The organism is Rhizobium sp. K102 (genome assembly GCF_022385315.1).
GTDB classification, from domain to species: Bacteria; Pseudomonadota; Alphaproteobacteria; order Rhizobiales; family Rhizobiaceae; genus Rhizobium; species Rhizobium croatiense.
The window spans coordinates 3,952,700-3,978,290 of record NZ_CP092436.1 but is presented as its reverse complement, the minus strand read 5'-3'; the positions used below and the strand labels follow the sequence as shown (position 1 = coordinate 3,978,290).

Below are 25,591 nucleotides of genomic sequence, written 5' to 3'. Positions count from 1 at the left end.
ACCCCAAGGTACGTCCGAGCCGATCGCCTCTGATCTTGGCGGAAACATGCCCGGCCCACCGGCCGCACCGCTTCGCCGCGGCGAAGCGATCAGTGCGTCCGGCGCTTTTGAGTCTTGCAGATTTTGCCTAGCAAATCTGCTGGAGGGTTGGCTGAAACGGGCCGGCTGATCGACCGGCCGGCTTGGCCGTAGAGCCGGGCTACGACGCGCGCCGGCCGGTCGACCATCCGACTCCGTTTGAGTCAACAGAATGCTTCAATCTAACCAGGAAAGGCTCTAAGACCTATTCCGCCGCGGCCGGCCGCGGCCGGGACTTGCGACGGAACATCTCCTGGGCGGCCAGCACCGCCCCGCCGGTGACGAGCAGGCAGGCGAGCGCGATCCGCCAGCTCGGCTCGGCAAATCCGAACAGCGTCAGGATCAGCGTCGAAAGCAGGGGTGCTGCATAACTTGCCGCACCGAGGATCTGGATATCGCCGTTCTTGACGCCGTAATCCCAGGCGTAGAAGGCAGCGCCGACGGGCAAAAGCCCGAGCCCAATGACGGCGATCCATTCGAAGCCCGTTGCCGGCCAGACGGTCGCCTCCAGGCCGAGATGGCAGAAGAACGACAGGATTGACGTCGCAAGGCAGAAGCCGGTGACGACGTCGGTGGAGACCGCCTCGAAGCGCCGCGTCAACAGCGAATAGCCCGACCAGGTGAAGGCGCAGAGGAAGGCGGCGCCGTAACCGACGGCATAGGCGCCGTCGAAATCGATGCCGTTGCGGCCGACGATCAGGAAGGTGCCGCAAAGCCCGGCCAGCGCGCCCGCCACGTGATACCAGCGCAGCCGTTCGCCCGGCAGCAGCGCCGAGCCGACGACGATCAGCAGTGGCCAGAGATAGGCGATCAGCCCCGCCTCCACCGCCGGCGCGTTTCTGAGCGCGGTGAAATAGAGGAAATGGTAGCCGAAGAGCCCGGCAATGCCGGTCAGCCAGACCTTCGCCGGCTGCTTCAGCAGCGTCAGCCGCGACGGGTTGAGAATAAGCACGACGAGGCCGGGGACGCTACCGATCGCAAAGCAGATGGCCGAAAGCTGGAACGGCGGCATCTTGCCGGAGGCTGCCGTAAACAGCGCCAGGAACGACCACATCAGAATGGCCGTAAAGCCGATCAACGTCGCGCGAAGCTTCACCTGTCCCCCTTCACGGAGGCGAAAGCTCCGTCAGCTGACGCTGCCGTATTTGACGGCAGTGATCGTCACCATCCCATATTCGGTTGGAATGCGCACATAGACGGGAGCATATACATTTGCCGCGTCCGACTTGGCAAACCAGATTTCCATGCGGTCGCTTTTGCTCAGATAGTCAATATCCTTGCGGCCCTTCTTGTAGCCCGAGCGCGGCACGAAGCGCACGCCGCAGACAACCGCCTTGCCCTTGAAGCCGTCGGTCGAAAAATCCTTGTCGCCCTTCGGCGAGAGCACCAGATCCATGCGCGTCTCGCCATCGAAGATCGGCAGCGTCTGCGAGCAGACCTTGGTGTCGCCGGTAAAGACCAGGCCGGAGATCGGGTCGAGCACCGAGCGCATGTCGCGCGGCGTAACGTCGATCCAGTTCTTCGGCCGCTTCGGCTGCGGGGTCGTCGTCGCCGAGATGATATCGCCGTTGCGATAGCTGACCTCGTAGACGCGGGCTTTCTTGCCTTTCTTGTAGTAGAGCGAATATTTCAGCGCCTGCAGCCGGTCGTTACGGACGACGCCGCTGACGCTGGTTTTTGCCGAGATGGTCGTGACGAGATCGGCAAGGCCGGCGGATTTGATATCGCCGGCGATCGTGTAGCTGTGATCATCCTCGATCTGCGTCAGGAACGCGGCGCGCGCGATCGGCAGGCCGGCAAGCGTCACCCGGTATACCGTCCGGTGCTGGATCTCGGCCGCCGATGCCGGTATGGCAAGAAGCGCGGCGATGGCCGAAATGAAAATGCGTCTGCCCGAATGAGCCATGTGTGAAGCCTTGTCTTGCCGCGCGCGCGGCAGCCCTTGCCGAAACGCTCTATACGCCCGCCATGCCGGGAAGAAAACAGCAGCTTTTTGACAGAATTGCGGGAAAGGCCAAGGTTTGGCTTGACGCGAGCAGGCTCTCTGACTATAGAACCGCAACTTTCCAATCATGCCTGTTGGATTGCGAGCCCGGTTTTGCCGGGGATGGCAATTCGATGGCCCGAGAAAAACAAGAATAGGTGTTCCATGTCCCGCGTGTGCGAATTGACCGGCAAGGCCGTCCTGACTGGTAACAATGTCAGCCATGCCAACAACAAGACCAAGCGCCGGTTCCTGCCGAACCTGTGCCAGGTAACGCTGATTTCCGACGCTCTCAACCAGCGTTATCGTCTTCGCGTTTCAGCTGCTGCTCTTCGTTCCGTCGAGCATCGTGGCGGCCTCGATGCCTTCCTGCTGAAGGCCAGCGAAAACGAACTGTCGATGCGCGCGCGTCTGCTGCGCCGCCAGATCGCCAAGAAGACCGCCGAAGCGGCTGTTGCTGCCTAAGCTTCCGCCCTTCTTGCATAAGGCTTCAAAGGCTTGAACGGGTGAAACCGGACAAGCCTTTTGCTTTGCCGGATCGTCTCTCTAACTGGTGGCATCACCCAGGATAAAAAAATGCTGAAGACCCGCTATACCATCGCCTATGTCGCGCTGATGACGCTCGTCGTCGTCGCCTCCAACTTCCTCGTTCAGTTTCCGCTGAACGCCGAAGTCGCCGGCATCAACCTCGCCGACATCCTGACCTGGGGCGCCTTTTCCTATCCGGTCGCCTTCCTGATCACCGATCTGACCAACCGCCAGTTCGGCCCGCAGGCAGCCCGCAAGGTCGTCCTTGCCGGTTTCGTCGTCGGCGTCAGCCTCTCCTTCTTCACCTCGGCGCCGCGTATCGCCATTGCCTCCGGCTCGGCCTATCTCGCCGGCCAGCTGCTCGATATCGCCGTCTTCAACCGCCTTCGCCGCCAGGTCTGGTGGCGCGCGCCGCTCGTCGGCTCGCTGATCGGCTCGGCGCTCGATACGGTGATGTTCTTTTCGCTGTCCTTTGCCGCGTTTTTCGTCTTCCTCGGCCCGAACGAGCCCTTTGCGCTGGAGGCGGCTCCCATCCTTGGTGTTTTCGCTGCCGAGGCGCCGCGCTGGATTTCCTGGGCGATCGGCGATTTCGCCGTCAAGATGATCGTCGGCCTGGTCATGCTGCTGCCCTATGGCGCGCTGATGAACGTGCTGCGGCCGATGCAGCCCGCCCGCGCCAACTGAACTCGGCGGAGAAGTTCACCGACGACGCCGGACCGCACCGGCGGCGATGGCGGGGTGCAGCAGAACCTCTGCGAACAGATCGTCGATGTCTCGCGACGAATCGAGCCGCAGCACCGGCGCGGTCTGCGTTTCCAGCCATTGCTCATGCGCCGCGAGGCTGCGGCGCTCGGGGCCGGCCGTATCGTAGCTTGCTGCCCATGCCAGGAATTCTCCGCTTTTCACTTCCATGTCGCCGCCAGGCCCGATCCTGTGTCCGTATCGAGCCGCCTCGCGCGCACGGATTCGCGCCATGCGAAGCTCCGGCTCGATCCTGAGGAACACGATCAGATGGTAGAGCGGCTCGAGCGGCCTGCCCCATTTCAGCGCCGATCCTGAAAGAATCCAGCCGCCGGGCCGCCGCGTCTCCTCCAGAGCATTTCCTGGTTAGATCGAATCATTCTGTTGGCTTAAACGGGGTCGAATGCTTGACCGGCCGGCGCGTGTCGTAGCCCAGTTCTACGGCCAAGCCGGCCGGTCGAGCAGGCGGCCCGTTTCAGCCAACCCGAAGGGCCGGACATCTTTCCGCCAGGATCAGAGGCGATCGGCTCGGACGTACCAAGGGGTATGCCCATCGCCAATCGCCTCTGCCCTGACGAAAACCTGCTCCGGCAGAATGCTTCAATCTAACCAGGAAATGCTCTAGCAGCAGCCTTATGCGCTCGTCGGCATCCCGCGGTGTCGTGAACGGCGGATCGGTCGGCAGCCAGAAGAAATCGTCGGTGTCGAGATCGGCGATATCCAGCTTTTCGGAAAGCGCACGGCCGAGCGACGTGGCGCCGGAACCGGACGCACCCATCACATGAATATGCACCATGATTTTCCTCCGAAAACCGCCGCTTCTGCGATACCCCCAGCGGGATAACCGAGGCATGTGACGTTAATCTGACGATCCGAGCAATTGCGGCTCTTCGGCGAGCCGGAATTCCAGCATCAGATTACGCTGCAGAATGGAATGGTTGTCGTCCGACACCAGAACGATATGGGTCGTGCCGTCGGCCGCCTGAAAAGCATCGAGACCTTCCATATTGTCGATCTGCGAATTGAAATTGCCTTCGAGCAGCAATTCGCCCTCGACCACGGCCCCCGGCCTGATATCGGCGCCCTTGATGCGGCGAAGGCGCATGCCGATGCCCTCGGCCATGTTGAAGCGGCGTTCCAGCAGCAGCAGGTCGCCGTTCGGCAGGAAGGTCCCGTCGGTGACGTCGAAACTCCCGTCCCGCGCCACCGCAAAACGCCCTTTCAGCGGCCCGCTGAGAATCGCCGCCACCCGGTTGCCCTCGCTGTCGAGGCCGCGCTCCGACACCACAACCACACCGCCCTTGAGCGGGCTCGATGCCGGCGCAACAGCAATCGTCTCGATACCGCGATTGTCCTTCAGCATCTTGCGCGGAATGAGGAGCGGAAGGGTGCCGATCGCCCGCGATTCGGCAAAGCCCGGATCGGGATAGATATCGACCCGATGATCCTGCTCGAAGGAGACCAGGATCCGGTCGCCGTCGAGCGCCAGGCCCTCGGCATCCATATATCCCTTGCCTTCCAAACTCAGGCCTGCACGGTTCTTCATCGGGGTGATCTCGACATTCGAAAGGCCCGAAAGCTTGCCCTTGGCATCGCGCTCGATGCTGCCGGTCAGCCACTGGCCGGTATCGAGCACGACCACGAAATGCTTCTGGTCCGGCCGGAAACGGATGGAGGAAAGCGAGCCGAACAGCGCCTTGCCGGAAACCATCTCCAGCCCGCCGAGAAATTCCAGCGATCCGAATTTCGTCTCCGAAAAGCCGATCCTGAAATCTGATATTTGCCGGCTAATGACCGGCACGTCGCCACCCGCCGATGAGGGGCAAGCGCCTGTTGCGATGCAAAGAGCGATCGACGCCGCAAGGCAGAGGCGCTTGCCTGTCATTCCGGACATTTCCCTGAAGCGGCGTCAGCCGGCACGGCGCAGCCGGCCGCCGCGCGGCTGGGCGGATTGATCTTCGAAAAGCGAGGCAAGCTGCTCGGTCATCGCGCCGGCGAGCTCGTCGGCATCGACGATCGTCACGGCCCGGCGGTAGTAGCGCGTCACGTCGTGACCGATACCGATCGCCAGCAATTCCACCGGCGAACGGGTCTCGATCCGCTCGATGACGGCGCGCAAGTGCCGCTCCAGATAATTGCCGGGATTGACCGACAGCGTCGAATCGTCCACCGGCGCCCCGTCCGAGATCATCATCAGGATGCGGCGCTGTTCGCGGCGCGCAAGCAGACGGTTATGCGCCCAGATCAGCGCCTCGCCGTCGATATTTTCCTTCAGCAGGCCCTCGCGCATCATCAGCCCGAGATTGGCGCGCGCCCGCCGCCACGGTGCATCGGCCGATTTGTAGACGATATGGCGCAGGTCGTTGAGGCGGCCCGGCGTTTGCGGCTTGCCGCCGGCAAGCCAGCTTTCACGCGCCTGCCCGCCCTTCCAGGCCTTTGTCGTAAAGCCGAGGATCTCGACCTTGACGCCGCAGCGCTCCAGCGTGCGGGCGAGAATGTCGGCGCAGGTGGCGGCGACCGTGATCGGCCGGCCGCGCATCGAGCCGGAATTGTCGATGAGCAGGGTGACGACCGTATCGCGGAACTGGGTGTCGCGCTCCATCTTGAAGGAGAGCGCCTGCATCGGATCGATGATGATGCGCTGCAGCCGGGCCGGATCGAGATAACCTTCCTCCAGGTCGAAATCCCAGGAGCGGTTCTGCTGCGCCATCAGGCGGCGCTGCAGCCGATTGGCGAGGCGGCCGACGGCGCCCTGCAGATGCGCCAGCTGCTTGTCGAGGAAGGCGCGCAGGCGCTCCAGCTCAGCGGCGTCGCAGAGCTCCTCGGCGGTGATGATCTCGTCGAACTCTTCGGTATAGACGTGATAATCGACCTTCTCGTTGAAATCGGCGAATGGCGTGTTCGGACGGCGGGTCTCGCCCGGCGTTTCCGAATCGTCTTCACCCTCTTCCATCATGTCGTCGTCGGAGATTTCGGCGCCTTCGGTCTCACCGTCCTCCATCTGTTCGTCGGCGACTTCACTGTCCTCGACCGGGGCGGCATCGGTGCCGGCATCCTCGTCGACCTCGTCCTGATCCTGCTCGTCGCCGCTCGGCTGGTCTTCCTGCTCCGACTGATCGTCATTGTCGGCTTGGCTGTCGTCGTCGCCGTATTCCTCGGCCATCTCCATGGCCGACAGCATGTTGCGGATTACCTTGGCGAAGGCCTGCTGGTCGTTGATCGCGCCCGACAGGTTGTCGAGCTCGGAGCCCGCCTTGTCCTCGATGAAGCCGCGCCAGAGGTCGAGTACCTTGCCGGCAGAGGCCGGCGGGCGCTGGCCGGTCAGCTTCTCGCGCACCATCATCGCAACGGCTTCGCCGATCGGTGCGTCTTCCTGGCGTTCGATACCGGTGAAATTCGCCTTGGAATATTTCTCTTCCGTCATGGAGCGCAGGTTCGCCGCCACGCCCTCCATGCGCAACGCACCGATCGATTCGACACGCGCCTGCTCGACCGCATCGAAGATCACCCGGGCGTCCGAGCCCTGCGGCGCCATCGTCGTATGCACCTTCTCGTCATGGCAGGCCAGCCGCAGCGCCATGGAATCGCCAAGCCCGCGGGTGACCGCGAGCTCGTGCGCCGTCGGCCGCTTGGAAAGCTCCGGCAGCCGGATACGCTCGCCGGTCATTCCAGGCCGTTCGTTGGCGAAGGTCACCTCGACATCGCCGTCGCCGGCGATCGAGCGTACGCAGCCTGATATCGCCCGGCGCAACGGCTCGACGTCGACAGGAGCACCGGGCTTTGCTTTCGAATTGTCACCGCGAGCTGCCATGATCGGTCGGTCTCAGGCTCCGAGAACGATGTTGGCGGCACTTTCCTTCAGCTCGACGCCGAAGGCGCGCTGATAGTGCTCGGCAACCAGCGGCCGCTCCAGCTCGTCGCACTTGTTGAGGAAGGTGGTGCGGAAGGCGAAGGCGAGATCGCCGAAGATCTCGGCGTTCTCGGCCCAGGTAATGACCGTGCGCGGGCTCATGACGGTCGATAGGTCGCCGTTCATGAAGGCAGCGCGGGTCAGATCCGCGACACGCACCATCTTCGACACGATCTCGCGGCCTTCCCTGTCCTTGCCGAAGCTCTTCACCTTGGCGGCGACGATATTCACTTCGTGATCATGCGGCAGATAGTTCAGCGTCGTGACGATCGACCAGCGGTCCATCTGCGCCTGGTTGATCTGCTGCGTGCCGTGATAAAGGCCCGTGGTGTCACCGAGGCCGATCGTATTGGCGGTCGCAAACAGGCGGAAAGCCGGGTGCGGCCGGATGACGCGGCTCTGATCGAGCAGCGTCAGGCGGCCGGAGGATTCGAGTACGCGCTGGATCACGAACATCACATCGGGACGGCCGGCATCATATTCGTCGAAGACGAGCGCGACATTGTGCTGATAGGCCCAGGGCAGGATGCCGTCCTTGAATTCGGTGACCTGCAGCCCGTCCTTGACGACGATCGCGTCCTTGCCGACGAGATCGATACGGCTGACATGGCTGTCGAGATTGATGCGCACGCAAGGCCAGTTGAGCCGTGCCGCCACCTGTTCGATATGCGAGGACTTGCCGGTGCCGTGATAGCCGGAGATCATCACGCGTCGGTTATGGGCAAAGCCTGCGAGAATGGCGAGCGTCGTGTCGCGGTCGAACAGATAGTCGGGATCGAGGTCCGGCACATAGGCGTCGCCCTTGCTGTAGGCGGGAACGCGGATGTCCGAATCAATGCCAAAGGTCTCGCGGACCGAAACGGTGGTATCGGGCAGTTCAGATATATCCAGGTCGATCTTGCTCATCATGTCTCCAAGGCGGGTGATGCCACCCGGCCATACTGTCTCAGGCCATGTCGCAACCGTGACGCCGCGATTTTATCCGCGCCCGTCCAGGTCGGAACGTCGGCGATACTTCTCCGGGACTGAAACGAAACCTCGGCGGGATGATGACCGCTTGCGAGCATTCTTGAAAGAGTCCCGGACAAGAAACGCCGCGTCCGGAAGGTCGGCGGAGGCGATGGGTAAACACGCAAATAGGAGCCGCGTTTGCCTGCGGCCTCAGCCGATTTGGACCATACCCGATTGAAGCCTAAGAGCAAGGACGGGAATTAACAAAAACCGTTCTGCTTCAACAATTGATAGGCCTGGATGACGGCGCGGAAACGCTCCTCCGAACCGCGGTCACCGCCATTGGCATCCGGATGGTGCTTCTTGACCAGTTCCTTGTAGCGGCTCTTGATCTCCGCCGACGTCGCATTGGCATGCAGCCCCATCGTATCGAAGGCCTTGCTTTCCAGCGATTTCAGCTTACGCGCCTGGGGAAACCGCGGCCCGCTGCCCTTGCCGCCTTCCTTGACGAAGCCGAAGGGATCGCGAACGCGCGTATAGGCGCCGGAGCGGACTTCCGAATGTAGCGGACTGTCCTTCACCGATTTGTTGACGCCGACCGTCCATGTCGGCCGGTGGCCGGTGATCGCCTCTTTCTGGTATCGCGCGATCTCACCGTCCGAAAGACCGGAGAAATAGTTGTAGCCCTTGTTGTATTCCTTGACGTGCTCGAAACAGAACAAAAAGAACTGGCCTTCCGCATTGCGCCCGACGGGAGCGCGATGCGAACCTTTCTTGTCGCAGCCGTCCCATTGACAGGTAGGCGGCGCCTGCTCTGTCTCCTGCTCGCGTTTGCGGCGTGTTCGGATGCGATCGAAATATTTGGAATCAAGTCTCATGGCGGCGCTAATTATGGGGCTGTCGGAAGGCGACAACAAGAATTGACAAATGGGAATGTTGCTGGCTTGGTGAGAACCCCTTTCGCGCAACAGCAAGACCGGATGATGACTCTCAGGACCCGCATCGAAGAGAAACTTGTCGAAGCCTTCGCCCCCGAACGCCTGAGCGTCATCGACGAAAGCCACCTGCATGCCGGCCACCAGCCCGATATCACAGGCACCGGCGAAACCCACATACGGGTGAGGATCGTTTCGGCGAAATTCGCCGGCCTGTCGCGGCTGGCGCGCCACCGGGCGATCACCGAACTACTGAAGCCGGAACTCGATGCCGGCCTGCATGCGCTGGCCGTCGAACCGGCAGCACCCGGCGAGGCGACGCGATGGTAGAATCGCAGCCTATATAGGAACTGGGTGCCTTCGCGCCAAGCGGGATCAGGCCGGCTTTGCGCCGTCTTCCCCGGCGGGCCGGATGCGCAGCTTGGTGATGCGGTTCTTCTCCCGCTTCATGACGACGAAGCGTTTGCCATAAAAGGTGAAGGCCTGGCGCTCTTCCGGAATGGTCATCGATTCATGGATGACGAGGCCGGCGATCGTCGTCGCCTCCTCGTCGGGCAGGTTCCAATCGAGCGCACGGTTGAGGTCGCGGATCGGCACGCCGCCGTCGACGACGATCGAACCATCCGCCTCCTGGCGCACGCCTTGAATCTCGATGTCGTGCTCGTCGGAAATGTCGCCGACGATTTCCTCGAGAATATCCTCGAGCGTGACGATGCCCTGCACCTCGCCATATTCGTCGACGACGACGGCGAAATGCTGTTTGCGGCGCAGGAAGGCATTGAGCTGGTCTTCGAGATTTGTGCTGTCGGGCACGAACCACGGCTTCTGCGCGATTTTGACGATATCGAGGTTGTGCGGCTCCATGTTCGGCTCGGCCAGTGCGCGCAGGAGATCCTTGGCATGAACGACGCCGATGATGTTGTCGATCGTGCCGCGCCACAGCGGCATGCGCGTATAAGGGCTCTCGAGGATGGCGCGCACCACCGTTTCCGGCGGATCGTCGGCATTGATCGCCCGCATCGCGGTGCGGTGGACCATGATGTCTGACAATTCCAGCTCACCGAGGTCGAGCACGCCGCCGAGCCGGTCGCGATCGGCCTTTACCACCGAGCCCTCACGGTGGAGCAGATCGACGGCGCCGCGGAGTTCCTCATGCGCCGTCAGCATCGACACCTCCCGAGAGAGATTGATGCCGAACAGTGCCAGAATCCGCCGTACGATCGCATTGACGAAGGAGGACGCCGGCCCGACGACGGCGACGAAAAGCCTGGCTGGAAGCGCCACCGCAAGCGCGAAGCGCTCCGGCGTCGAGATCGCCCAGCTCTTCGGCAGCACTTCCGCGAAGATGACGAGGATGACGGTCATCGCCAGCGTCGCCAGCGCCACGCCGGAACTGCCGAACAGCCCGAGAAACAGGCTGGTGGCGATCGACGACGACAGGATATTGGCGAGATTGTTGCCGATCAACAGCGCGCCGATCAGCCGGTCGCGCCGCTCGATCAGCTGGCGGACGAGGCCGGCGCGCTCGTCGCCGTTGACCTCAAGCGTATGGATGCGGCTGCGCGAAACGGCGGTCAGCGCGGTTTCCGAGCCGGAAAAGAAGGCGGACATCAGCACGAGCGCCGTGATCGAAAGGATCTCCGGCCAATATGTCGCGAGAAATGCCAGAGCGCCTTCGACCGTCATCAGGGATGTTTTTCCCGGAGAAAGCTGATCACCTCGGAGGCCGGAACGTCGTCGGCGACGAATGACTGGCCGATGCCGCGCGTCAGGATGAAGGTGAGCTTGCCGCCCTTGACCTTCTTGTCCTGCGCGATCGCATCCATCAGCACCTCGGCCGGCGGCAGCTCACCCGGAATGTCGGACATCCGGATCGGCAGGCCGACCGCCTGCAGATGCCGCTCGACGCGGCGCGCATCGTCGGGGCTTGCGAGGTTCATCCGTGCGGAGAATTCATGCGCCAGCACCATGCCGATGGAAACGCCTTCGCCGTGCACAAGGCGGCGGCTGTCATAGGCGGTCGCCGCTTCCAGCGCATGGCCGAAGGTATGGCCGAGATTGAGCAGCGCCCGCTGGCCGTTCTCCCGCTCGTCGGCGACGACGACATCGGCCTTCGCCTGGCAACTGGTGGCGATCGCCGCGATGCGGGCGGCGCCGCCAGCAAACACGGCCTTCCAGTTCGCTTCCAGCCAGGCGAAGAAATCCGGCTTGTCGATCAGACCGTATTTCGCGACTTCGGCGTAACCGGCGCGAAATTCACGCTCGCTCAGCGAGTTCAGCACATCGGTATCGGCGAGGACCAGGTCCGGCTGATGGAACACGCCGATCAGGTTCTTGCCGTGGCGGGAATTGATGCCGGTCTTGCCGCCGACGGAGGAATCGACCTGCGACAGCAGCGAGGTCGGCACCTGCACGAAGCGCACGCCGCGGCGAACAATGCCGGCCGCAAATCCCGAGAGGTCGCCGATGACGCCGCCGCCGAGCGCGATGACGCAGTCGTTGCGCTCAACCCGGGCTTCCAGCACCTTGTCGCAGGCCGTCATCAGATGCTCGAAACTCTTGGTCTTCTCGCCGGCCGGCAGCACCACCGCAGCCGAGACGATGCCCGCATCAGCAAGGCTTGCAACGAGCGCTTCGAGATAAAGCGGAGCGACATTTTCATCGGTGATGACGGCCGCCTTGCGGCCCTTGAGGCGGGAGGCGATCTCGGCGCCGGCCCGCGCGATCAGCCCCGGCCCGATCAGGATGTCATAGGCGCGCTCGCCGAGCGGCACATGCACCGTCTGGACGGCGGGAGCGGAGGTTATCGCATTCATGACGCTGTACTTTCTTTCTGAGCTTCGATCACGGCCGTCAGCACCTCGTCGGCCATGATTTCCTTGCGCACATCGCGCGAGAGCACGGTGAGATCAGCTTGGGCGTAAATCGGATAACGTGCGTTCATCAGGTTTTCGAGCGTCTGCTTCGGATTTTCGGTCTTGAGCAGCGGCCGCGTGTCGCGTTTGTTGACCCGTTCCCAAAGCACGTCGAGATCCGCCTTCAGCCAGACCGAAAGGCCGCCCCGCTTGATATGCCTGCGCGTCCGCTCGTTGACGAAGGCGCCGCCGCCGGTGGAGACGACCCGCGGACCGCTCTTCAGCAGACGCTTCATGACCCGCGTTTCCAGCGCCCGGAATTCGTCCTCGCCATAGGCCGCGAAAAGTTCGGCGATCGTCATGCGCGACACCCGCTCGATTTCGTGGTCGCTGTCGATGAAGGGAATGCCGAGCTGGCTGGCGACAATGCGCCCGACCGAGGATTTTCCCGCACCCATCAGGCCGACAAGGATCAGATTGCGTGAACCGAGCGCGGCGCGAGCTCTGTCTTTCAGGCTGTCAGCAACGGTCAGCAGTGGTTCACTCATCGGTCCATTCACACTTTGTTTGCAAACCGTATCGACAAATGCGGGTGGAGCGTCAAGTCGCGGGCAAGGGAATCATGGCTTGAATACCGCTTCTTGCACTTGCAGATACGCTTCTTATAACAGAAGCAGAGCATGAAGGAGTTGCCGGATGCCGAGCCTGTTCCGTTTTCTGTTCGTCTGCGCGATCCTCGCCGGGACGGTTTACGGAGCGATGTGGGCGCTTGCGACCTTCGTGGAGCCCGAGCCGCGCGACGTGACGATCCGCATTCCGTCCGAACGGGTCAATCCGCCGGCGACGGGCACGATCGACACCACCGGGAAGTGAGCGACATGAGGGATCTCGGCCGCGTCCATGTGGAATCCTTCCTGGAAATGATGAGCGCCGAACGCGGCGCCGCCGCCAACACGCTGCAATCCTATGAGCGCGATCTCGATGACATCAGGTCCTTCCTGAACGGCCGCAGCATCAGGTTGACCGAAGCCGCCTCCGCCGATCTTTCCGCCTATCTCGTCTCGCTCGCCAGCCAGGGTTTCAAGCCCTCCTCGCAGGCGCGCCGGCTTGCGGCCATGCGGCAGTTCTACAAGTTCCTCTACGCCGAAGGCATTCGCACCGACGACCCCACCGGCGTGCTCGACGCGCCGAAGAAAGGCCGGCCGCTGCCGAAGACGATGGGGGTCGAGGAGGTCGGCAGGCTGCTTTTCCAGGCGCAGACAGAGGCCGACGATCCGGCCCCGGGTCAGTTGCAGCGCTTGCGCATGCTGGCGCTCTTGGAGTTGCTTTATGCCACCGGCATGCGCGTCAGCGAGCTCGTCTCGCTTCCCGCCCGCGTCCTCGACCAGGAGGGCCGCTTCCTGATGATCCGCGGCAAGGGCAACAAGGAGCGGCTGGTGCCGTTGTCGCAATCGGCGATCAAGGCCCTGAAATCCTACGGGCGGCTGCTGACGGCCGAAAATGCCGTGGCGAAGGAGCCGCAGGAAAGCCCCTGGCTGTTTCCGGCCGCCTCGAAGGAGGGCTACCTGCCGCGCCAGGTCTTTGCGCGAGACCTGAAGAACCTGGCGATCCGCGCCGGCCTGACGCCGTCGCTGATCTCGCCGCATGTCATGCGCCACGCCTTTGCCAGCCATCTGCTCGCCAACGGCGCCGATCTGCGCGTCGTGCAGGAACTCCTCGGCCATTCGGACATTTCGACCACACAGATCTACACACATGTGCTCGAAGAGAGGCTGCAGCAGCTCGTCCAGACGCATCACCCCCTTGCCAAACAGGCGAAAAAGCACGAATAGGACCGGCGACAAGGGGCGGAGCCAGGAAAACGCCCCGGGCACAAGGAACGGAAACGCACCTCATGCACAATTATCTCGACTTCGAAAAGCCGATCTCCGACCTCGAAGGCAAGATCATCGAGCTGAAGAAGCTCGCAACGGAAGACGAGAGCATCGACACCACCGATGAGATCAGCCGGCTGGAGGTTCGCGTCCGTGAGGCGATCGTCGAAATCTATTCCAAGCTCAATCCCTGGCAGAAGACGCAGGTCGCCCGCCATCCGCAGCGCCCGCACTTCGTCGATTACGCCAAGACGCTGTTCCAGGAATTCACGCCGCTCGCCGGCGACCGCAAATTTTCCGAGGATGCCGCGATCCAGGCGGGTCTTGCCCGCTTCCGCGGCCAACCTGTCGCCGTCATCGGCCAGGAAAAGGGCAACGACACCAAGTCCCGCCTGAAACACAATTTCGGCAGCCCCCGCCCGGAAGGTTACCGCAAGGCGATCCGCATCCTCGAAATGGCCGATCGTTTCGGCCTGCCGGTGATTTCGCTGGTGGATACGGCCGGCGCCTATCCCGGCGTCGGCGCCGAAGAGCGCGGCCAGGCCGAGGCGATCGCTCGCTCGACGGAAATGTGCCTCGGCGTCAAGGTTCCGCTCGTTTCCATCGTCATCGGCGAAGGCGGCTCGGGCGGCGCGATCGCGATCGCCACCGGCAACAGGGTCTATATGCTCGAGCATTCGATCTACAGCGTCATCTCGCCGGAGGGCGCCGCTTCCATTCTCTGGCGCGATTCGACCCGCGCCCGGGAAGCCGCGACCAACATGAAGATCACCGCCGAAGACCTGAAGTCGCTTGGCGTCATCGATGGCATCATTTCCGAGCCGCTCGGCGGCGCCCATCGGGATCCCGACAGCGTCATTGCCACAACCGGCGACGTCATCGCCAATGCGCTGGCCGAAATGGCATCCCGCTCCGGCGAACAGTTGCGCAACGAACGGCGCCAGAAATTCCTCAACATGGGCCGGAATCTGTAAGGCCAGTTGCAACTCTTTGCCGATTGAGGCCAAACCTTGGCCACATTGATGTTATCTCTAACATTTGCGCTTGCGGGGGCGTTCCTCACACGTCATAGGCTGGTAAGGATTTGTCAAGTATAAGCCGCTTATGATTCTGCCTCGTGCTAGGACTCTTTAGGCGACCGGGTCGCACTTCTTTATGGGCTAGTTTGGATGCGCATACGTCATTTTGCCTATGTTTCCCTCATGGCGCTGGCTCTTTCCGGCTGCAATGACGCGTTGGAAACCGCGCAGGTCGATCTTTCCAAGGTCAAGAACAAGGTCGAGCAGCCGCTCCCCCCTCATATCCTCACCGCCATGTCCGCCAAGGGCATGGACCGCAATTCGCCGATCATGATCCGCATCTTCAAGGAAGAAGGTGCCATGGAGATCTGGAAGGCGAAGACCGATAACCGTTTCGACAAGATCGCCGACTATAAGATCTGCGCCTGGTCCGGCCGTCTCGGTCCGAAGGTAAAGACCGGCGACCGGCAGGCGCCGGAAGGTTTCTACGACCTGACGCGCGCCAATCTGAACCCCAACTCGAAATATTATCTGGCGATCAACACCGGCTTCCCGAACCGCTACGACGCGGCGAACGGCCGCACCGGCTCCGATCTGATGATCCATGGCGCCTGCTCGTCCTCCGGCTGCTATTCGATGACCGACCAGCAGGTGCTGGAGATTTATGCCTTCGCCCGCGACGCCTTCAAGGGCGGCCAGGCGACCGTGCAGCTGCAGGCCTTCCCTTTCCGCATGACGGCGGAAAACATGGTCAAGCATCGCCTCGACAGCAATTACGACTTCTGGAAGATGCTGAAGGTCGGCTACGACAATTTCGAAGTGACGAAGCGCCCGCCCGAGGTGGCCGTCTGCGAGAAGAAATACGTCTTCAACCAGCAGGTAACCGATGGCGGCGCCTTCAATGCCGCCGGCAAATGCCCTGCCATGTCGACGCCGCCGGCGCTGACGGCCGCTCTTGCGTCCTACGGCAAGACCTATGATGCCGACTATGCCAAGGCGATGAGCAAATATGACGGCATGGCCTGGTACGACCCGTCCGAAGCCGAGCGCAAGGCGGTGGTCGCCAAGCTGCGCAAGGGCCGCGAGCTGGCCTTCGCCCCGACCGGCACCTCGCTGGAAGCCGGCCGCATGGTCAAGGTCGCCGAACTCGAAGACCTGATGGCCAAGCGCACCGCCCAGGGCCTCGCCGCCAAATCAGCGCCGGGCGCCACGCCTGCTGCCCCTGCCCAGCCGCAGGCGCAGCCAATGGCCGTCGCTGCCGCCACCCCGCCGGTCGTGCCGGTGCCGACGCAGAACCCGCTGGCCTTTACCGCGCCCGAACCGCAGGAAACGGCGGAAGCCGTGGCAAAGAAGCCGTTCTGGAAATTCTGGGCGCGGAACTGAACGGCTTGAACCCCGTTCTCTACGATCTTCGCGGCCTGAAATGCCCGCTCCCCGTGATGAAGACACGCAGGAAGCTCGCCGCCATGGCAAGCGGCGCGCTCATCCGCGTCGACACCACCGATCCGCTGGCCGTGATCGACATGCCGCATTTCTGCAATGAGGACGGTCACGAGCTGGTCGAAACCGAAAAGACCGAAAACGGCCATCGCTTCCTGATTCGAAAGCGCTAATACTGTTCTGCATTAATGGTCAGAGCAGATGCCGTCCGAAGCGGCATCATCACACTGCCGGCGCATCTCCCATTTACGCTGCCCATGTTCTCGCGGCTGGCGCTCGAAGCCACTCCCGCGCCTAAAATTCATCATACAACTACACAGCTTTTGTATGTTGACATTATACTTGGCTGGTTCTAGCCATAGTGAGCCGGTCGGAGGAACGGCGAGAATAGCGGAGGCTGACTGATCCACATCTTCTGTTTCCACGAGAAAAGGTAAGCGTGCGCCATCGGATCCGATGAGCACGCCGCGACACTTTGCTGTGTCGCCATGAGCCTCTTTCGCGTGACGTTTCCATCGTGCCCATCCGTGGCCGGCCTTGGAAATCGCAGGAAGCAGGCGAAGCGTGCAGGGATCTTCAGCAAAGCCGGGATACGGACTTCTGAGAATAATCGTCATGCAAATTGGGAGGAGAGCATGAAAAACTTTGTTACACTGGCGGCCGGTCTTATGGTTGCCGCTTCATTCATGAGCAGCGCCGCCAGCGCCCAAACGGTGCTGAAATCGTCCGATACTCATCCGGACGGCTATCCGACTGTTGAGGGCGTCAAATATTTCGGTGAACTGGTGAAGGAGCGCACGCAGGGCCGCTATTCGGTCGAAGTGTACCATTCCGCCCAGCTCGGCGAAGAGAAGGACACGATCGAACAGGTGCGCTCCGGCGTGATCGAGCTCAATCGCGTGTCGATGGCGCCCTTCAACGGCACGGTGAAGGAATCGATCGTTCCGGCCCTGCCCTATATCTTCCGTTCCGAAGAGCACATGCACAAGGTCATGGACGGCGCCGTCGGCGATCAGATCAAGAAGGCGTTCGAACCGGCCGGCCTCGTCGTGCTCGCCTTCTACGATGCCGGCGCGCGCTCGTTCTACAACAAGACGAAGCCGATCAACGCGGTTGCCGATATGAAAGGCCTGAAGTTCCGCGTCATCCAGTCCGACATCTTCGTCGACATGGTGGCGGCCCTCGGCGCCAATGCCACGCCGATGCCCTATGGCGAAGTCTATTCGGGGATCGAAACCGGCGTCATCGACGGCGCGGAAAACAACTTCCCGAGCTACGACACCGCCAAGCATGCGGAAGTGGCGAAGAACTACTCGCTCGACGAGCACACGATCCTGCCGGAGGTGTTCGTCATGAACAAGGCCGCGTTCGACAAGCTGAAGCCCGAGGATCAGGAGATCTTCAAGCAGGCAGCCAAGGACAGCGTCGGCAAGCAGCGCGAACTCTGGGCGGCCAAGGTCGCTGAATCGCGCGCCAATGTCGAAAAGCTCGGCGCGCAGATCACCACACCGGACAAGCAGGGCTTCATCGACGCCATGGCTCCGGTTTACGAGAAGCACGTCAAAGACGACGTGCTGAAGAAGATGGTCGAGGACGTAAAGGCTGTGCAGTAGCCTTCGCCTGCCTCCTTGCGCAGGGCGGCGTGACTTAGCGGGGTGGACGGTTTCTCCACCCCGTTTCACGCTCACGCTTCGCACGCATCTTCATCCATCTCCCGACAGGGAGACTGCCCGCCCGATTTCGACGAGGCCCTCATGTCGAATAACCTGACACCCGTCACCAACGTCCTGGCCCGCCTGAGCAACGCCGCCCTGTGGCTCGCCGGCTCCGGCCTGATCCTGATGACGGTCTTTGTCGCCTGGCAGGTATTCTGCCGCTACGTATTGAACGACTCGCCGAGTTGGACGGAGCCGGGCTCGGTCATGCTGATGAGCTGGTTCATCTTCCTCGGCGCCGCCGTCGGCATCAGGGAGAACAATCATCTCGGTTTCGACGTGCTGCTCTACGTGCTGCCGAAATCCGGCAAGCGTGTCCTGCGCATGATTTCGGATGTGGTCATCCTCGCCTTCGGCGCCGGCATGATCTGGTACGGCGGCGCGCTCATGAGCCTGACCTGGAACACCACCCTGCCGTCGCTGGGCATCTCAGGCGCGTTCGATTATCTGCCGCTCGCCGGCGGCGGTGTCCTCGCGGTGATCTTCTCGCTGGAGCGCATTGTGCTCCGCCTCGCCGGCGAACCGATCGACGACGTGCTGGATGAGATTCTGCCGGCGGAGATCGCCGTCGAGATCGAAAACATCAATGCCGACCCGAACGCCAATTTGAAGGTATAGCGCGATGGAACTCTGGATTCTGTTCGGTGTTTTCACCACCCTGATGCTGATCGGCACGCCGATCGCCTTCTGTCTCGGCGTCGCCAGCTTCGCCACCGTGGCCTATATGGGCCTGCCGCCGCTGGTCATCTTTCAGCGGCTCAATTCCGGCATGAGCGTGTTTTCGTTGCTCGCCATTCCCTTCTTCATCTATGCCGGCGACCTGATGGTGCGCGGCGGCATCGCGAGCCGCATCGTCGCCTTCGCCGCCTCCCTGGTCGGCCATGTGCGCGGCGGCCTCGGCCAGGTCAATATCGTCACCGCAACACTGTTCGGCGGCATTTCGGGTTCGGCGGTGGCAGAGGCCGCAGCCGTCGGGGGCCTGATGATCCCGCAGATGAAGCAGCGCGGCTATGGTGCCGACTACGCGGTCAACGTCACCTCGATGGCGGCGCTGATCGCGCTGCTCCTGCCGCCGTCCCACAATATGATCATCTATTCGATCTCCGCCGGCGGCAAGATATCGATCGCCGATCTGTTCACCGCCGGCGTCCTGCCTGGCCTGTTGCTCGCAGCCGCGCTCATGGTAACCGCCTACATCGTCGCACGCTCGCGCGGTTATCCGACGGAGCCGTTTCCCGGCTTTGTCATGGTGGCTCACCTGCTCGCCGTCGCGGTGCCCGGGCTTCTGCTGATCGCCATCATCTTCGGCGGGGTGAGGTCCGGCATTTTCACAGCGACGGAAAGCTCCTGCATCGCTGTGCTCTACGCGCTGCTGGTAACCCTCTTCGTCTACCGGCAGATGAGCTGGAAAGACTTCGTCCACGCGACGCAAGGCGCCGTGCGCACGACGGCAATGGTGCTCCTGATCATCGGCACCGCCGCCGCATTTTCCTGGCTGATGGCCTTCCTCAAGGTGCCCGCTTCGCTGGTTACCTGGATGAAGAGCGTCGCCGACGATCCGCTGACGGTGCTGCTCCTGCTCAATGTGCTGATGCTGGTGCTCGGCACCTTCATGGACATGGGACCGACCATCATCATCTGCACGCCGATCTTCCTGCCGGTGGCACAGGCTTACGGTGTCGATCCGGTGCACTTCGGCGTGATCATGATCCTGAATTTCGGCATCGGGCTGAACACACCTCCCGTCGGGGCCGTGCAATTCGTGGCCTGTGCGGTCGGCAAGATTTCGGTCTGGGAGGCTATGCGCTCGATCTGGCCGTTCTACGGCGCCGGCCTCGTGGTGCTCGGTCTGGTCACCTACATCCCGGCAATTTCGCTGTGGCTGCCGGCTGTGTTCAAATAGGAGAGCGACATGGCGGCCGATACAGCCGTTGACTCAAGGATCGAGCGAAGGCCGAAACTCTCCGAAGGCGTGGTTTCGGCCATCCGCGCTCAGGTCGTGTCCGGTGCCTACGCGCCCGGGCAAAAGCTGCCGACGGAGACCCGGATGGGCGAGCTTTTCGGCGTCAGCCGCACCGTGGTCCGCGAAGCGATTGCAACCCTTGCCGCCGACGGCCTCGTCGAGGCACGGCAAGGGGCTGGTGTCTTCGTCATGAACCATCCAACGATTGCCTTCGGCTCGATCAGCCTCGATGTCGGCAACAAGATTTCCCATGCACTCAACGTCATCGAAGTGCGCATGGGACTGGAGATCGAAAGCGCTGGACTTGCAGCGCTGCGACGCAATGCAGCTCAGGAAGCGCAGATCCATGAAGCCTTCTTCGAGTTCGACCGGCTGCTCGAGCGCGGCGAGGCGACCGGCAAGAGCGACTTCGCCTTTCACCGAGAAATCGCGGCTGCCACGAACAATTCCTATTATGTGGAAGTTCTCGATGCGCTCGGCATGCGGGCGATCCCCTGCGATATCGCCTCACCCTGGGGCACGGACAGCACGCTGTCGCGCGATTATCAGGAAGGCCTGCAGCGCGAGCATCTGGCAATCCTGAAAGCGATTTCGGCCGGTGACCCGGAAGCCGCGCGCGCCGCCATGCGGGCTCACCTGACCGCAAGCCAGGAGCGCTATCGCACGCTGCTGAGCGGCCAGCAGGCAAGGTGGCTTTCAGGCACCCGTAAACACAACGGCTGAAGACGATCGCATCACAACGATACGTTGGAGCGGTTACATCCGCACGCCTGGAATTGCGAGCGGATTGTCGGACAGCGCCGCGCGATCGGGCCTGTCGATGCGAGGCTTGCCGAGGAAGGCGTCGAAGAGATCCTTCACGAAGGCCTCGGGCAGATCCTTGGTGATCAGCACCATGCGCGTACGCTTGTCCTGCGGGTCCGGCCAGGCGGCAAGGCGCACCGGCGGATGGAAGATGCTCTGGACGCCATGCAGCACCAGCGGCCGTTCCGGCCGGTCGGAGACGGAAACGATCGCCTTCATCCGCAGCAGCTTCTCGCCATGGGCCGAGCGCAGGAGATCGATGAACATCTCGAGCGCCGTCGGATCGATCGGTTTTTCCTCGATGATCGAGAAAGACCGTATCGAGGCATCGTGCCGATTGACGTCGTGGGCGTGCTGGTGCGCGTGAGCGCCATCATGATTGTGATGATCATGGTGGTGGCCGTGGTGACCGCCAGCGTGATCATGATCATCATGACCGTGATCATGATGGTGATCGTCATCATGGGCGTGGTCGTGATGGTGATGCGCCTCGTGCGTATCCTCATCCCGCAGCCAGCGGCCGACATCGGCGATCTTCGTCGCCGGGTCGTAGAGCCCGTTCACCAGCATCGCGGCGCTGCCGGCCTCGGCGCTGTCGGCATCCATCATCGCCGAGCGTGGATTGAGCGCCCGCAGGCGCTGTTCCAGCCCGGCCGTTGCGCCGGCCAGCGATGTCTTCGAGATGATCAGCCGGTCGGCGACGGCCGCCTGTTTGCGCGCTTCCTCGTGATTGTCGAGCGTCTGTAGCCCATTGACCGCATCGACGACGGTCACGACGCCGTCGAGCTCGAAATTCGTGGCGATGACGGGATTGCCCATGATCGCCTGCATGACCGGCGCCGGATCGGCAAGGCCGGTCGTTTCGATGACGACGCGCTTCACCGGCTTGACGCGGCCGGTCTGCACGGCATCCATCAGGTTCGCCAGCGTATCGACCAGCTCGCCGCGCACGGTGCAGCACAGGCAGCCGTCGGAGAGCTCGATGATCGAATCGCCGGAGCTTTCGACCAGCAGATGATCGATGCCGACATCGCCGAACTCGTTGATGATGACGGCCGCGTCCTTCATCTCGGGGTCTTTGAGGATGCGGTTGAGCAGCGTCGATTTGCCGGCGCCGAGAAAGCCGGTCAGGATGGTGACCGGAATCCTGTCGTTGAGCGCGCTCATCTCGTTTGACCTTGAAAACTTATGTTAGAAAGACGTCGGGCGCGGCATCGGCACCGGCACGTTGGCGATGCCTCCGGCCGTATCGCCGGTCGCCACTTTTTCCGGCTGTGCCGCCGGCTGCGGATCCTGCCCGGGAATGAGGCCGGCGAAGACGAATTGCGGATCGTGGTCCATTTCCAGAATATAGGGCGAGCTCACCTTCATGCGGCCGACCTCGTCGCGCGTTTCGCTGCGTATCTTGGCGCCCTTGGCGCTGCAGATATCGGCGGTAATGTCGGTCACCTGGTCCTGTCCCTGCCCGTAAGGCTTCAGCGAACCGAGCGTGTCATTGCCGGGAAACTGGGTGGTGAAACCCTTCTGCAAAAGGTTCGCCGTCGCATCGGCGCGCGCCGCCAGGCTGTCGGTGCCGAGCACGACGGAGACGAGAGTGCGGCCGTTGCGCGTCGCCGAACCGATCTGGTTGAAGCCCGAGGCACAGATGAAGCCGGTCTTCATGCCGTCGGCGCCGGCGAAGCGGCCGATCAGCATGTTGAGGTTCGGCACGTTCTGCTGGCCGGTGGTAAAACCCTCCAGCGCGAAATAGCCGGCATATTGCGGAAAATCGCGGCGCAGCGCCACCGTCAGCACTGCGAGATCACGCGCCGTCGTAAATTGTCCCTTGCCCGGCAGGCCGTTCGGGTTGACGAAATGCGAATCCGTCATGCCGAGCTTCAACGCCTCGCCGTTCATCCGCGTGACGAAGCCTTCCTGCGTACCGCCGACGGCTTCGGCAACCGCAACCGAGACGTCGTTCGCCGATTTCACCAGCAGGATCTTCAACGCGCTGTCGAGCGTCAGCTTCTGGCCGGGCTTGAAATACATCTTGGCGGCCGGCTGCGCGGCGGCGCGCTTGCTCATGACAATGGGCGTATCAAGGCTGATCTGGCCGGCGCGGATCGCATCGAACACGGTATAGACCGTCATCAGCTTGGTGAGCGAGGCCGGATACCACTTGCGGAAGGCTTCCTCGTGTTCGAGCACGCGGCCGGTCTGGACGTCGACGAGAATATGCGGATTGGCCTGAGAGAGCGAAACGGAGGCGAGAAAAGCGGCAGTCGCAGCGGCGGTGAAACGCAACGGCCGCTTTGCGGCAAACAAACGGAAGTGGCTCGTCGACACGGTTCGTCCTTCAGATGTCCGGAAAATCTCGCAACCTTCCTCTATCTAGCCTATATGGCTATGACATGGCAAAGGTCATTGACGAAGTAATTTCCAAAAGCCTCACACCCTTTTGATGCGATCAAAGATTGTCGGGATTTCATAACAGGAACGCCAACATGCCGATTTTGAACAGAGCCGCCGAATTGCAGGATGAAGTCGCCGAATGGCGCCGCCACATTCATGCCCGCCCCGAGCTCCTCTTCGCGGTGGAAAACACGGCCGCTTTCGTCGCCGAAAAGCTGAAGGAATTCGGTGTCGACGAGATCGTCACCGGCATCGGGCGCACCGGGGTCGTCGGGCTGATCAAAGGCAACGGCGAAGGTCGCCGCACCATCGGCCTGCGCGCCGACATGGACGCCCTGCCGCTGACCGAGATATCAGGCAAGCCCTGGGCCTCGAAGACGCCGGGCAAAATGCATGCCTGCGGCCATGACGGCCATACCGCCATGCTGCTCGGCGCTGCGAAATATCTGGCCGAGACCCGCAATTTCAACGGCAATGTCGCTGTCATCTTCCAGCCCGCCGAAGAAGGCGGCGGCGGCGGCAACCTGATGGTCAAGGACGGCATGATGGAGCGTTTCGGGATCGAAGAGGTCTATGGCATGCACAATCTGCCGGGCCTGCCCGTCGGCCAGTTCGCCATCCGCAAGGGCGCGATCATGGCGGCGACCGACGAATTCACCGTCACCATCAAGGGCCGCGGCGGCCACGCCGCCCAGCCGCACCGGACGATCGACCCGATCGCCATCGGTGCCCAGATCGTCGCCAACCTGCAGATGATCGCCTCGCGCACCGCCGATCCGATCAGTTCGGTCGTCGTCTCGGTGACCAAGTTCAACGCCGGCTTCGCCCATAACGTCATTCCGAACGATGCGACCTTCGCAGGCACGGTCCGCACGCTGGACGACGAGATGCGCACGCTCGCCGAAACGCGCTTCCGGCAGATCGTCGAGGGCGTGGTTGCTGCCCACGGCGCCGAAGCCGAGATCAGCTTCCACCGCAACTACCCCGTCACCGTCAACCATCCTGATGAGACCGCGCACGCGGTCGCCATCGCCGGCGCCATTGCCGGCGAGGCAAACGTCAATGCCGAAATCGATCCGATGATGGGCGGCGAGGACTTCTCCTACATGCTGAACGCCCGCCCCGGCGCCTTCATCTTCATCGGCAACGGCGACAGCGCCGGCCTGCATAACCCGGCCTACGACTTCAACGACGAAGCCATCGCCCACGGCGTCTCCTACTGGGTCCGCCTTGCCGAACAGCGCCTCGGTCTTTGACAAGAATTAAGGCTTGGCTTCGCGCCAAGCCTTTTGTATGCATGGCATGCAAGTGGTCCCGTAGCTCAGCAGGATAGAGCACCAGATTCCTAATCTGGGGGTCGCGCGTTCGAATCGCGCCGGGATCACCAGTCTTTAAGCGATGAGCAGATCGCGTATTCCTTCAAACCTTGATCGGAATTCCGGCCTCGATCGCAGCCTCGATGAAAGCCTGTCGTGCCTCCTCCCGGCTTCGCTTTCCGGAGATGACATCGGCGCATACGGCACAAGCCCGATCCAGGGCGGGGCCCTCGTCTGTCGGCCAGTCTTCAATCAACGCCCATGTCGCAGCCTGAGTGGTCTGGATCACCACCCATTGATCCGGTCCTTCAAGGGCGATCGTCACCGGCTTTGTCCAGATGGTCTGCATTCTCTTTGGCCTTCCTTGCGTGCTGCGCCAGCAATTAGAATAATCGATCGCGCCTTGTAAATCGGCGCGACCGCATTGGCTCCCATATCGATTCATCGCACCAGGGGAGAGGTTCGCCGGCCGCGCACAACGCGCCGCACGCCAAATCCCAACAGCGCCGCAACGATCCAAGCAATGACAAAACCAATCGCAGCCCAGACAAGGCCGGCGAAGCTGATCGGCACGCCGGGCACGAAATCCCGCAAGGTGTTGGCGAAAACGACATCATCCGGTTCCCCCATGAGCACGAACGGCTTGGCGACGAGGGTGGCGGTGCCGAGTTTCAGCTGCTGCGACAGCAGCGTTTCGTAGCGTGCGATCGTGCTTTGCATGGAGACGCCGCGGCCGCGCAGGAAATCGTCGGAAGATTGCGCATAGGTGTTCAGCGCCTGCTGGCGATCGAGCTGGTGCTCGGCCGCCTGCCTGTGGAAATCCTCGACGATGACGCGCAATTCGTCGATCGCTCCGCCGATTCGCTGGCGATATTGCTGGGCAAATTCGGGCGCCTGCGAAAACACCGTGCCGCCGGCAAGCCCGGCGACGATGGCGATGATCCTTGCAATCGGTCCCATGATCGATGCCTCCGGCTATTCCCTGCGCTAACGATCGGCGGCCGTAAAGGTTTCTGATCGACACAATCGGTAACGCTATGTGATTGAACCGGCGACACTTCCGGTGAGTTGACACCATGACAACCGG

General features: G+C 62.2%; 26 protein-coding genes, 1 tRNA gene and 2 pseudogenes. 14 read left to right on the top strand and 15 right to left on the bottom strand.

Features of this window, described 5'->3' with window-relative positions:
• Nucleotides 1–283: 283 nt before the first annotated feature.
• Together MHI61_RS25535 and MHI61_RS25530 are read right to left on the bottom strand one after the other, a co-directional pair.
• The gene (locus MHI61_RS25535; RefSeq protein WP_239791054.1) at nt 284–1,174 is read right to left on the bottom strand and encodes an EamA family transporter; all 891 of its coding nucleotides are present in this window, start codon (nt 1,172–1,174) and stop codon (nt 284–286) included.
• A 30-nt stretch (nt 1,175–1,204) separates the two neighbouring features.
• On the bottom strand, nt 1,205–1,984 hold the full coding sequence (locus tag MHI61_RS25530; RefSeq protein ID WP_097608882.1) for a DUF3108 domain-containing protein: 780 nt from the start codon (nt 1,982–1,984) through the stop codon (nt 1,205–1,207).
• Between the two features lie 243 nt (nt 1,985–2,227).
• Here MHI61_RS25530 and rpmB point away from each other — a divergent pair, with 243 nt between their 5' ends.
• Nucleotides 2,228–2,527: a 50S ribosomal protein L28 gene (gene rpmB / locus MHI61_RS25525; RefSeq protein WP_097580670.1), complete on the top strand. Its 300-nt coding sequence runs from the start codon at nt 2,228–2,230 to the stop codon at nt 2,525–2,527.
• A 111-nt stretch (nt 2,528–2,638) separates the two neighbouring features.
• Entirely contained in the window at nt 2,639–3,274 is a 636-nt protein-coding gene (locus MHI61_RS25520; RefSeq protein WP_239791053.1) for a VUT family protein, read from the top strand.
• Nucleotides 3,275–3,289: 15 nt separating this feature from the next.
• Here the strand turns inward: MHI61_RS25520 and MHI61_RS25515 are convergent.
• From MHI61_RS25515 to MHI61_RS25490, 6 genes and pseudogenes are all read right to left on the bottom strand, one after another.
• Nucleotides 3,290–3,685: pseudogene (locus tag MHI61_RS25515) on the bottom strand (adenylate kinase); the annotation flags it as partial.
• A 265-nt stretch (nt 3,686–3,950) separates the two neighbouring features.
• Nucleotides 3,951–4,127, bottom strand: a pseudogene (locus MHI61_RS25510) (adenylate kinase); the annotation flags it as partial.
• A gap of 63 nt (nt 4,128–4,190) precedes the next feature.
• On the bottom strand, nt 4,191–5,216 hold the full coding sequence (locus tag MHI61_RS25505; RefSeq protein WP_239791052.1) for an esterase-like activity of phytase family protein: 1,026 nt from the start codon (nt 5,214–5,216) through the stop codon (nt 4,191–4,193).
• A gap of 24 nt (nt 5,217–5,240) precedes the next feature.
• Nucleotides 5,241–7,142: a cobaltochelatase subunit CobT gene (gene cobT, locus MHI61_RS25500; RefSeq protein ID WP_222141196.1), complete on the bottom strand. Its 1,902-nt coding sequence runs from the start codon at nt 7,140–7,142 to the stop codon at nt 5,241–5,243.
• Nucleotides 7,143–7,154: 12 nt separating this feature from the next.
• A complete protein-coding gene (gene cobS / locus MHI61_RS25495) occupies nt 7,155–8,147 on the bottom strand; it encodes a cobaltochelatase subunit CobS (protein ID WP_010030065.1) in 993 nt (330 codons plus the stop codon).
• A 305-nt stretch (nt 8,148–8,452) separates the two neighbouring features.
• On the bottom strand, nt 8,453–9,070 hold the full coding sequence (locus MHI61_RS25490) for a J domain-containing protein (RefSeq protein ID WP_239791051.1): 618 nt from the start codon (nt 9,068–9,070) through the stop codon (nt 8,453–8,455).
• 102 nt (nt 9,071–9,172) lie between these two features.
• Here MHI61_RS25490 and MHI61_RS25485 point away from each other — a divergent pair, with 102 nt between their 5' ends.
• Nucleotides 9,173–9,457 carry a BolA family transcriptional regulator gene (locus MHI61_RS25485; protein ID WP_239791050.1) on the top strand — a complete coding sequence of 95 codons (285 nt, stop codon included), beginning with the start codon at nt 9,173–9,175 and terminating at the stop codon, nt 9,455–9,457.
• A gap of 45 nt (nt 9,458–9,502) precedes the next feature.
• Here MHI61_RS25485 and MHI61_RS25480 read toward each other — a convergent pair whose 3' ends face one another.
• Genes MHI61_RS25480 through MHI61_RS25470 form a run of 3 tightly spaced genes read right to left on the bottom strand, consistent with a single transcriptional unit; the run spans nt 9,503 to nt 12,530 of the window.
• Nucleotides 9,503–10,813 carry an HlyC/CorC family transporter gene (locus MHI61_RS25480; RefSeq protein ID WP_239791049.1) on the bottom strand — a complete coding sequence of 437 codons (1,311 nt, stop codon included), beginning with the start codon at nt 10,811–10,813 and terminating at the stop codon, nt 9,503–9,505.
• On the bottom strand, nt 10,813–11,943 hold the full coding sequence (gene aroB / locus MHI61_RS25475) for a 3-dehydroquinate synthase (RefSeq protein WP_239791048.1): 1,131 nt from the start codon (nt 11,941–11,943) through the stop codon (nt 10,813–10,815). Before aroB ends, MHI61_RS25480 begins: the two co-directional genes overlap by 1 nt.
• Nucleotides 11,940–12,530, bottom strand: coding sequence for a shikimate kinase (locus tag MHI61_RS25470; protein ID WP_183839874.1), 591 nt, complete (start codon nt 12,528–12,530; stop codon nt 11,940–11,942). The genes aroB and MHI61_RS25470 overlap by 4 nt, the downstream gene beginning before the upstream one ends.
• A 148-nt stretch (nt 12,531–12,678) precedes the next feature.
• On the opposite strand from MHI61_RS25470, the gene MHI61_RS25465 reads away from it, so the two are divergent.
• The 9 genes from MHI61_RS25465 (at nt 12,679) to MHI61_RS25425 (ending at nt 20,716) form a co-directional block, all read left to right on the top strand.
• Nucleotides 12,679–12,855 carry a hypothetical protein gene (locus MHI61_RS25465; protein ID WP_097608891.1) on the top strand — a complete coding sequence of 59 codons (177 nt, stop codon included), beginning with the start codon at nt 12,679–12,681 and terminating at the stop codon, nt 12,853–12,855.
• Between the two features lie 5 nt (nt 12,856–12,860).
• Nucleotides 12,861–13,814, top strand: a complete 954-nt coding sequence (gene xerD, locus MHI61_RS25460) for a site-specific tyrosine recombinase XerD (RefSeq protein WP_239791047.1) — start codon at nt 12,861–12,863, stop codon at nt 13,812–13,814.
• Nucleotides 13,815–13,876: 62 nt separating this feature from the next.
• Nucleotides 13,877–14,830 carry an acetyl-CoA carboxylase carboxyltransferase subunit alpha gene (locus MHI61_RS25455; RefSeq protein WP_239791046.1) on the top strand — a complete coding sequence of 318 codons (954 nt, stop codon included), beginning with the start codon at nt 13,877–13,879 and terminating at the stop codon, nt 14,828–14,830.
• A 195-nt stretch (nt 14,831–15,025) separates the two neighbouring features.
• Nucleotides 15,026–16,258 (top strand): murein L,D-transpeptidase family protein, encoded by a 1,233-nt coding sequence (locus tag MHI61_RS25450; RefSeq protein WP_239791045.1) that lies wholly within the window; start codon nt 15,026–15,028, stop codon nt 16,256–16,258.
• Nucleotides 16,259–16,263: 5 nt separating this feature from the next.
• Nucleotides 16,264–16,488: a sulfurtransferase TusA family protein gene (locus tag MHI61_RS25445; protein WP_239791044.1), complete on the top strand. Its 225-nt coding sequence runs from the start codon at nt 16,264–16,266 to the stop codon at nt 16,486–16,488.
• Between the two features lie 462 nt (nt 16,489–16,950).
• A complete protein-coding gene (locus MHI61_RS25440; protein WP_097663460.1) occupies nt 16,951–17,928 on the top strand; it encodes a TRAP transporter substrate-binding protein in 978 nt (325 codons plus the stop codon).
• A 141-nt stretch (nt 17,929–18,069) separates the two neighbouring features.
• Complete coding sequence (locus tag MHI61_RS25435; protein WP_097608897.1) at nt 18,070–18,648, top strand: TRAP transporter small permease; 579 nt, start codon at nt 18,070–18,072, stop codon at nt 18,646–18,648.
• A 4-nt stretch (nt 18,649–18,652) separates the two neighbouring features.
• Nucleotides 18,653–19,933, top strand: coding sequence for a TRAP transporter large permease (locus MHI61_RS25430; protein ID WP_097608898.1), 1,281 nt, complete (start codon nt 18,653–18,655; stop codon nt 19,931–19,933).
• Between the two features lie 9 nt (nt 19,934–19,942).
• Nucleotides 19,943–20,716 carry a FadR/GntR family transcriptional regulator gene (locus MHI61_RS25425; RefSeq protein WP_239791043.1) on the top strand — a complete coding sequence of 258 codons (774 nt, stop codon included), beginning with the start codon at nt 19,943–19,945 and terminating at the stop codon, nt 20,714–20,716.
• 33 nt (nt 20,717–20,749) lie between these two features.
• Here MHI61_RS25425 and MHI61_RS25420 read toward each other — a convergent pair whose 3' ends face one another.
• Both MHI61_RS25420 and MHI61_RS25415 read right to left on the bottom strand, forming a co-directional pair.
• Nucleotides 20,750–21,964 (bottom strand): GTP-binding protein, encoded by a 1,215-nt coding sequence (locus tag MHI61_RS25420; protein ID WP_239791042.1) that lies wholly within the window; start codon nt 21,962–21,964, stop codon nt 20,750–20,752.
• A gap of 24 nt (nt 21,965–21,988) precedes the next feature.
• Entirely contained in the window at nt 21,989–23,122 is a 1,134-nt protein-coding gene (locus MHI61_RS25415; protein WP_239791041.1) for a D-alanyl-D-alanine carboxypeptidase family protein, read from the bottom strand.
• 158 nt (nt 23,123–23,280) lie between these two features.
• Here MHI61_RS25415 and MHI61_RS25410 point away from each other — a divergent pair, with 158 nt between their 5' ends.
• Together MHI61_RS25410 and MHI61_RS25405 are read left to right on the top strand one after the other, a co-directional pair.
• Entirely contained in the window at nt 23,281–24,444 is a 1,164-nt protein-coding gene (locus MHI61_RS25410; RefSeq protein ID WP_239791040.1) for a M20 aminoacylase family protein, read from the top strand.
• A gap of 54 nt (nt 24,445–24,498) precedes the next feature.
• Nucleotides 24,499–24,575, top strand: a tRNA-Arg gene (locus MHI61_RS25405).
• Between the two features lie 32 nt (nt 24,576–24,607).
• On the opposite strand, the gene MHI61_RS25400 is transcribed toward MHI61_RS25405, so the two are convergent.
• Together MHI61_RS25400 and MHI61_RS25395 are read right to left on the bottom strand one after the other, a co-directional pair.
• Nucleotides 24,608–24,853: a DUF982 domain-containing protein gene (locus MHI61_RS25400; RefSeq protein ID WP_010034930.1), complete on the bottom strand. Its 246-nt coding sequence runs from the start codon at nt 24,851–24,853 to the stop codon at nt 24,608–24,610.
• Nucleotides 24,854–24,945: 92 nt separating this feature from the next.
• The gene (locus tag MHI61_RS25395) at nt 24,946–25,464 is read right to left on the bottom strand and encodes a DUF2937 family protein (RefSeq protein ID WP_239791039.1); all 519 of its coding nucleotides are present in this window, start codon (nt 25,462–25,464) and stop codon (nt 24,946–24,948) included.
• Between the last annotated feature and the right edge of the window lie 127 nt (nt 25,465–25,591).

What these genes read in the sequence shown, in the direction of transcription:
- MHI61_RS25530 (WP_097608882.1), bottom strand. Translation starts at nt 1,984, where the DNA reads ATGGCTCATTCGGGCAGACGCATTTTCATTTCGGCCATCGCCGCGCTT.
- rpmB (WP_097580670.1), top strand. Translation starts at nt 2,228, where the DNA reads ATGTCCCGCGTGTGCGAATTGACCGGCAAGGCCGTCCTGACTGGTAAC.
- MHI61_RS25520 (WP_239791053.1), top strand. Translation starts at nt 2,639, where the DNA reads ATGCTGAAGACCCGCTATACCATCGCCTATGTCGCGCTGATGACGCTC.
- MHI61_RS25505 (WP_239791052.1), bottom strand. Translation starts at nt 5,216, where the DNA reads ATGACAGGCAAGCGCCTCTGCCTTGCGGCGTCGATCGCTCTTTGCATC.
- cobT (WP_222141196.1), bottom strand. Translation starts at nt 7,142, where the DNA reads ATGGCAGCTCGCGGTGACAATTCGAAAGCAAAGCCCGGTGCTCCTGTC.
- cobS (WP_010030065.1), bottom strand. Translation starts at nt 8,147, where the DNA reads ATGAGCAAGATCGACCTGGATATATCTGAACTGCCCGATACCACCGTT.
- MHI61_RS25490 (WP_239791051.1), bottom strand. Translation starts at nt 9,070, where the DNA reads ATGAGACTTGATTCCAAATATTTCGATCGCATCCGAACACGCCGCAAA.
- MHI61_RS25485 (WP_239791050.1), top strand. Translation starts at nt 9,173, where the DNA reads ATGATGACTCTCAGGACCCGCATCGAAGAGAAACTTGTCGAAGCCTTC.
- MHI61_RS25480 (WP_239791049.1), bottom strand. Translation starts at nt 10,813, where the DNA reads ATGACGGTCGAAGGCGCTCTGGCATTTCTCGCGACATATTGGCCGGAG.
- aroB (WP_239791048.1), bottom strand. Translation starts at nt 11,943, where the DNA reads ATGAATGCGATAACCTCCGCTCCCGCCGTCCAGACGGTGCATGTGCCG.
- MHI61_RS25470 (WP_183839874.1), bottom strand. Translation starts at nt 12,530, where the DNA reads ATGAGTGAACCACTGCTGACCGTTGCTGACAGCCTGAAAGACAGAGCT.
- MHI61_RS25465 (WP_097608891.1), top strand. Translation starts at nt 12,679, where the DNA reads ATGCCGAGCCTGTTCCGTTTTCTGTTCGTCTGCGCGATCCTCGCCGGG.
- xerD (WP_239791047.1), top strand. Translation starts at nt 12,861, where the DNA reads ATGAGGGATCTCGGCCGCGTCCATGTGGAATCCTTCCTGGAAATGATG.
- MHI61_RS25455 (WP_239791046.1), top strand. Translation starts at nt 13,877, where the DNA reads ATGCACAATTATCTCGACTTCGAAAAGCCGATCTCCGACCTCGAAGGC.
- MHI61_RS25450 (WP_239791045.1), top strand. Translation starts at nt 15,026, where the DNA reads ATGCGCATACGTCATTTTGCCTATGTTTCCCTCATGGCGCTGGCTCTT.
- MHI61_RS25440 (WP_097663460.1), top strand. Translation starts at nt 16,951, where the DNA reads ATGAAAAACTTTGTTACACTGGCGGCCGGTCTTATGGTTGCCGCTTCA.
- MHI61_RS25435 (WP_097608897.1), top strand. Translation starts at nt 18,070, where the DNA reads ATGTCGAATAACCTGACACCCGTCACCAACGTCCTGGCCCGCCTGAGC.
- MHI61_RS25430 (WP_097608898.1), top strand. Translation starts at nt 18,653, where the DNA reads ATGGAACTCTGGATTCTGTTCGGTGTTTTCACCACCCTGATGCTGATC.
- MHI61_RS25425 (WP_239791043.1), top strand. Translation starts at nt 19,943, where the DNA reads ATGGCGGCCGATACAGCCGTTGACTCAAGGATCGAGCGAAGGCCGAAA.
- MHI61_RS25420 (WP_239791042.1), bottom strand. Translation starts at nt 21,964, where the DNA reads ATGAGCGCGCTCAACGACAGGATTCCGGTCACCATCCTGACCGGCTTT.
- MHI61_RS25410 (WP_239791040.1), top strand. Translation starts at nt 23,281, where the DNA reads ATGCCGATTTTGAACAGAGCCGCCGAATTGCAGGATGAAGTCGCCGAA.
- MHI61_RS25400 (WP_010034930.1), bottom strand. Translation starts at nt 24,853, where the DNA reads ATGCAGACCATCTGGACAAAGCCGGTGACGATCGCCCTTGAAGGACCG.
- MHI61_RS25395 (WP_239791039.1), bottom strand. Translation starts at nt 25,464, where the DNA reads ATGGGACCGATTGCAAGGATCATCGCCATCGTCGCCGGGCTTGCCGGC.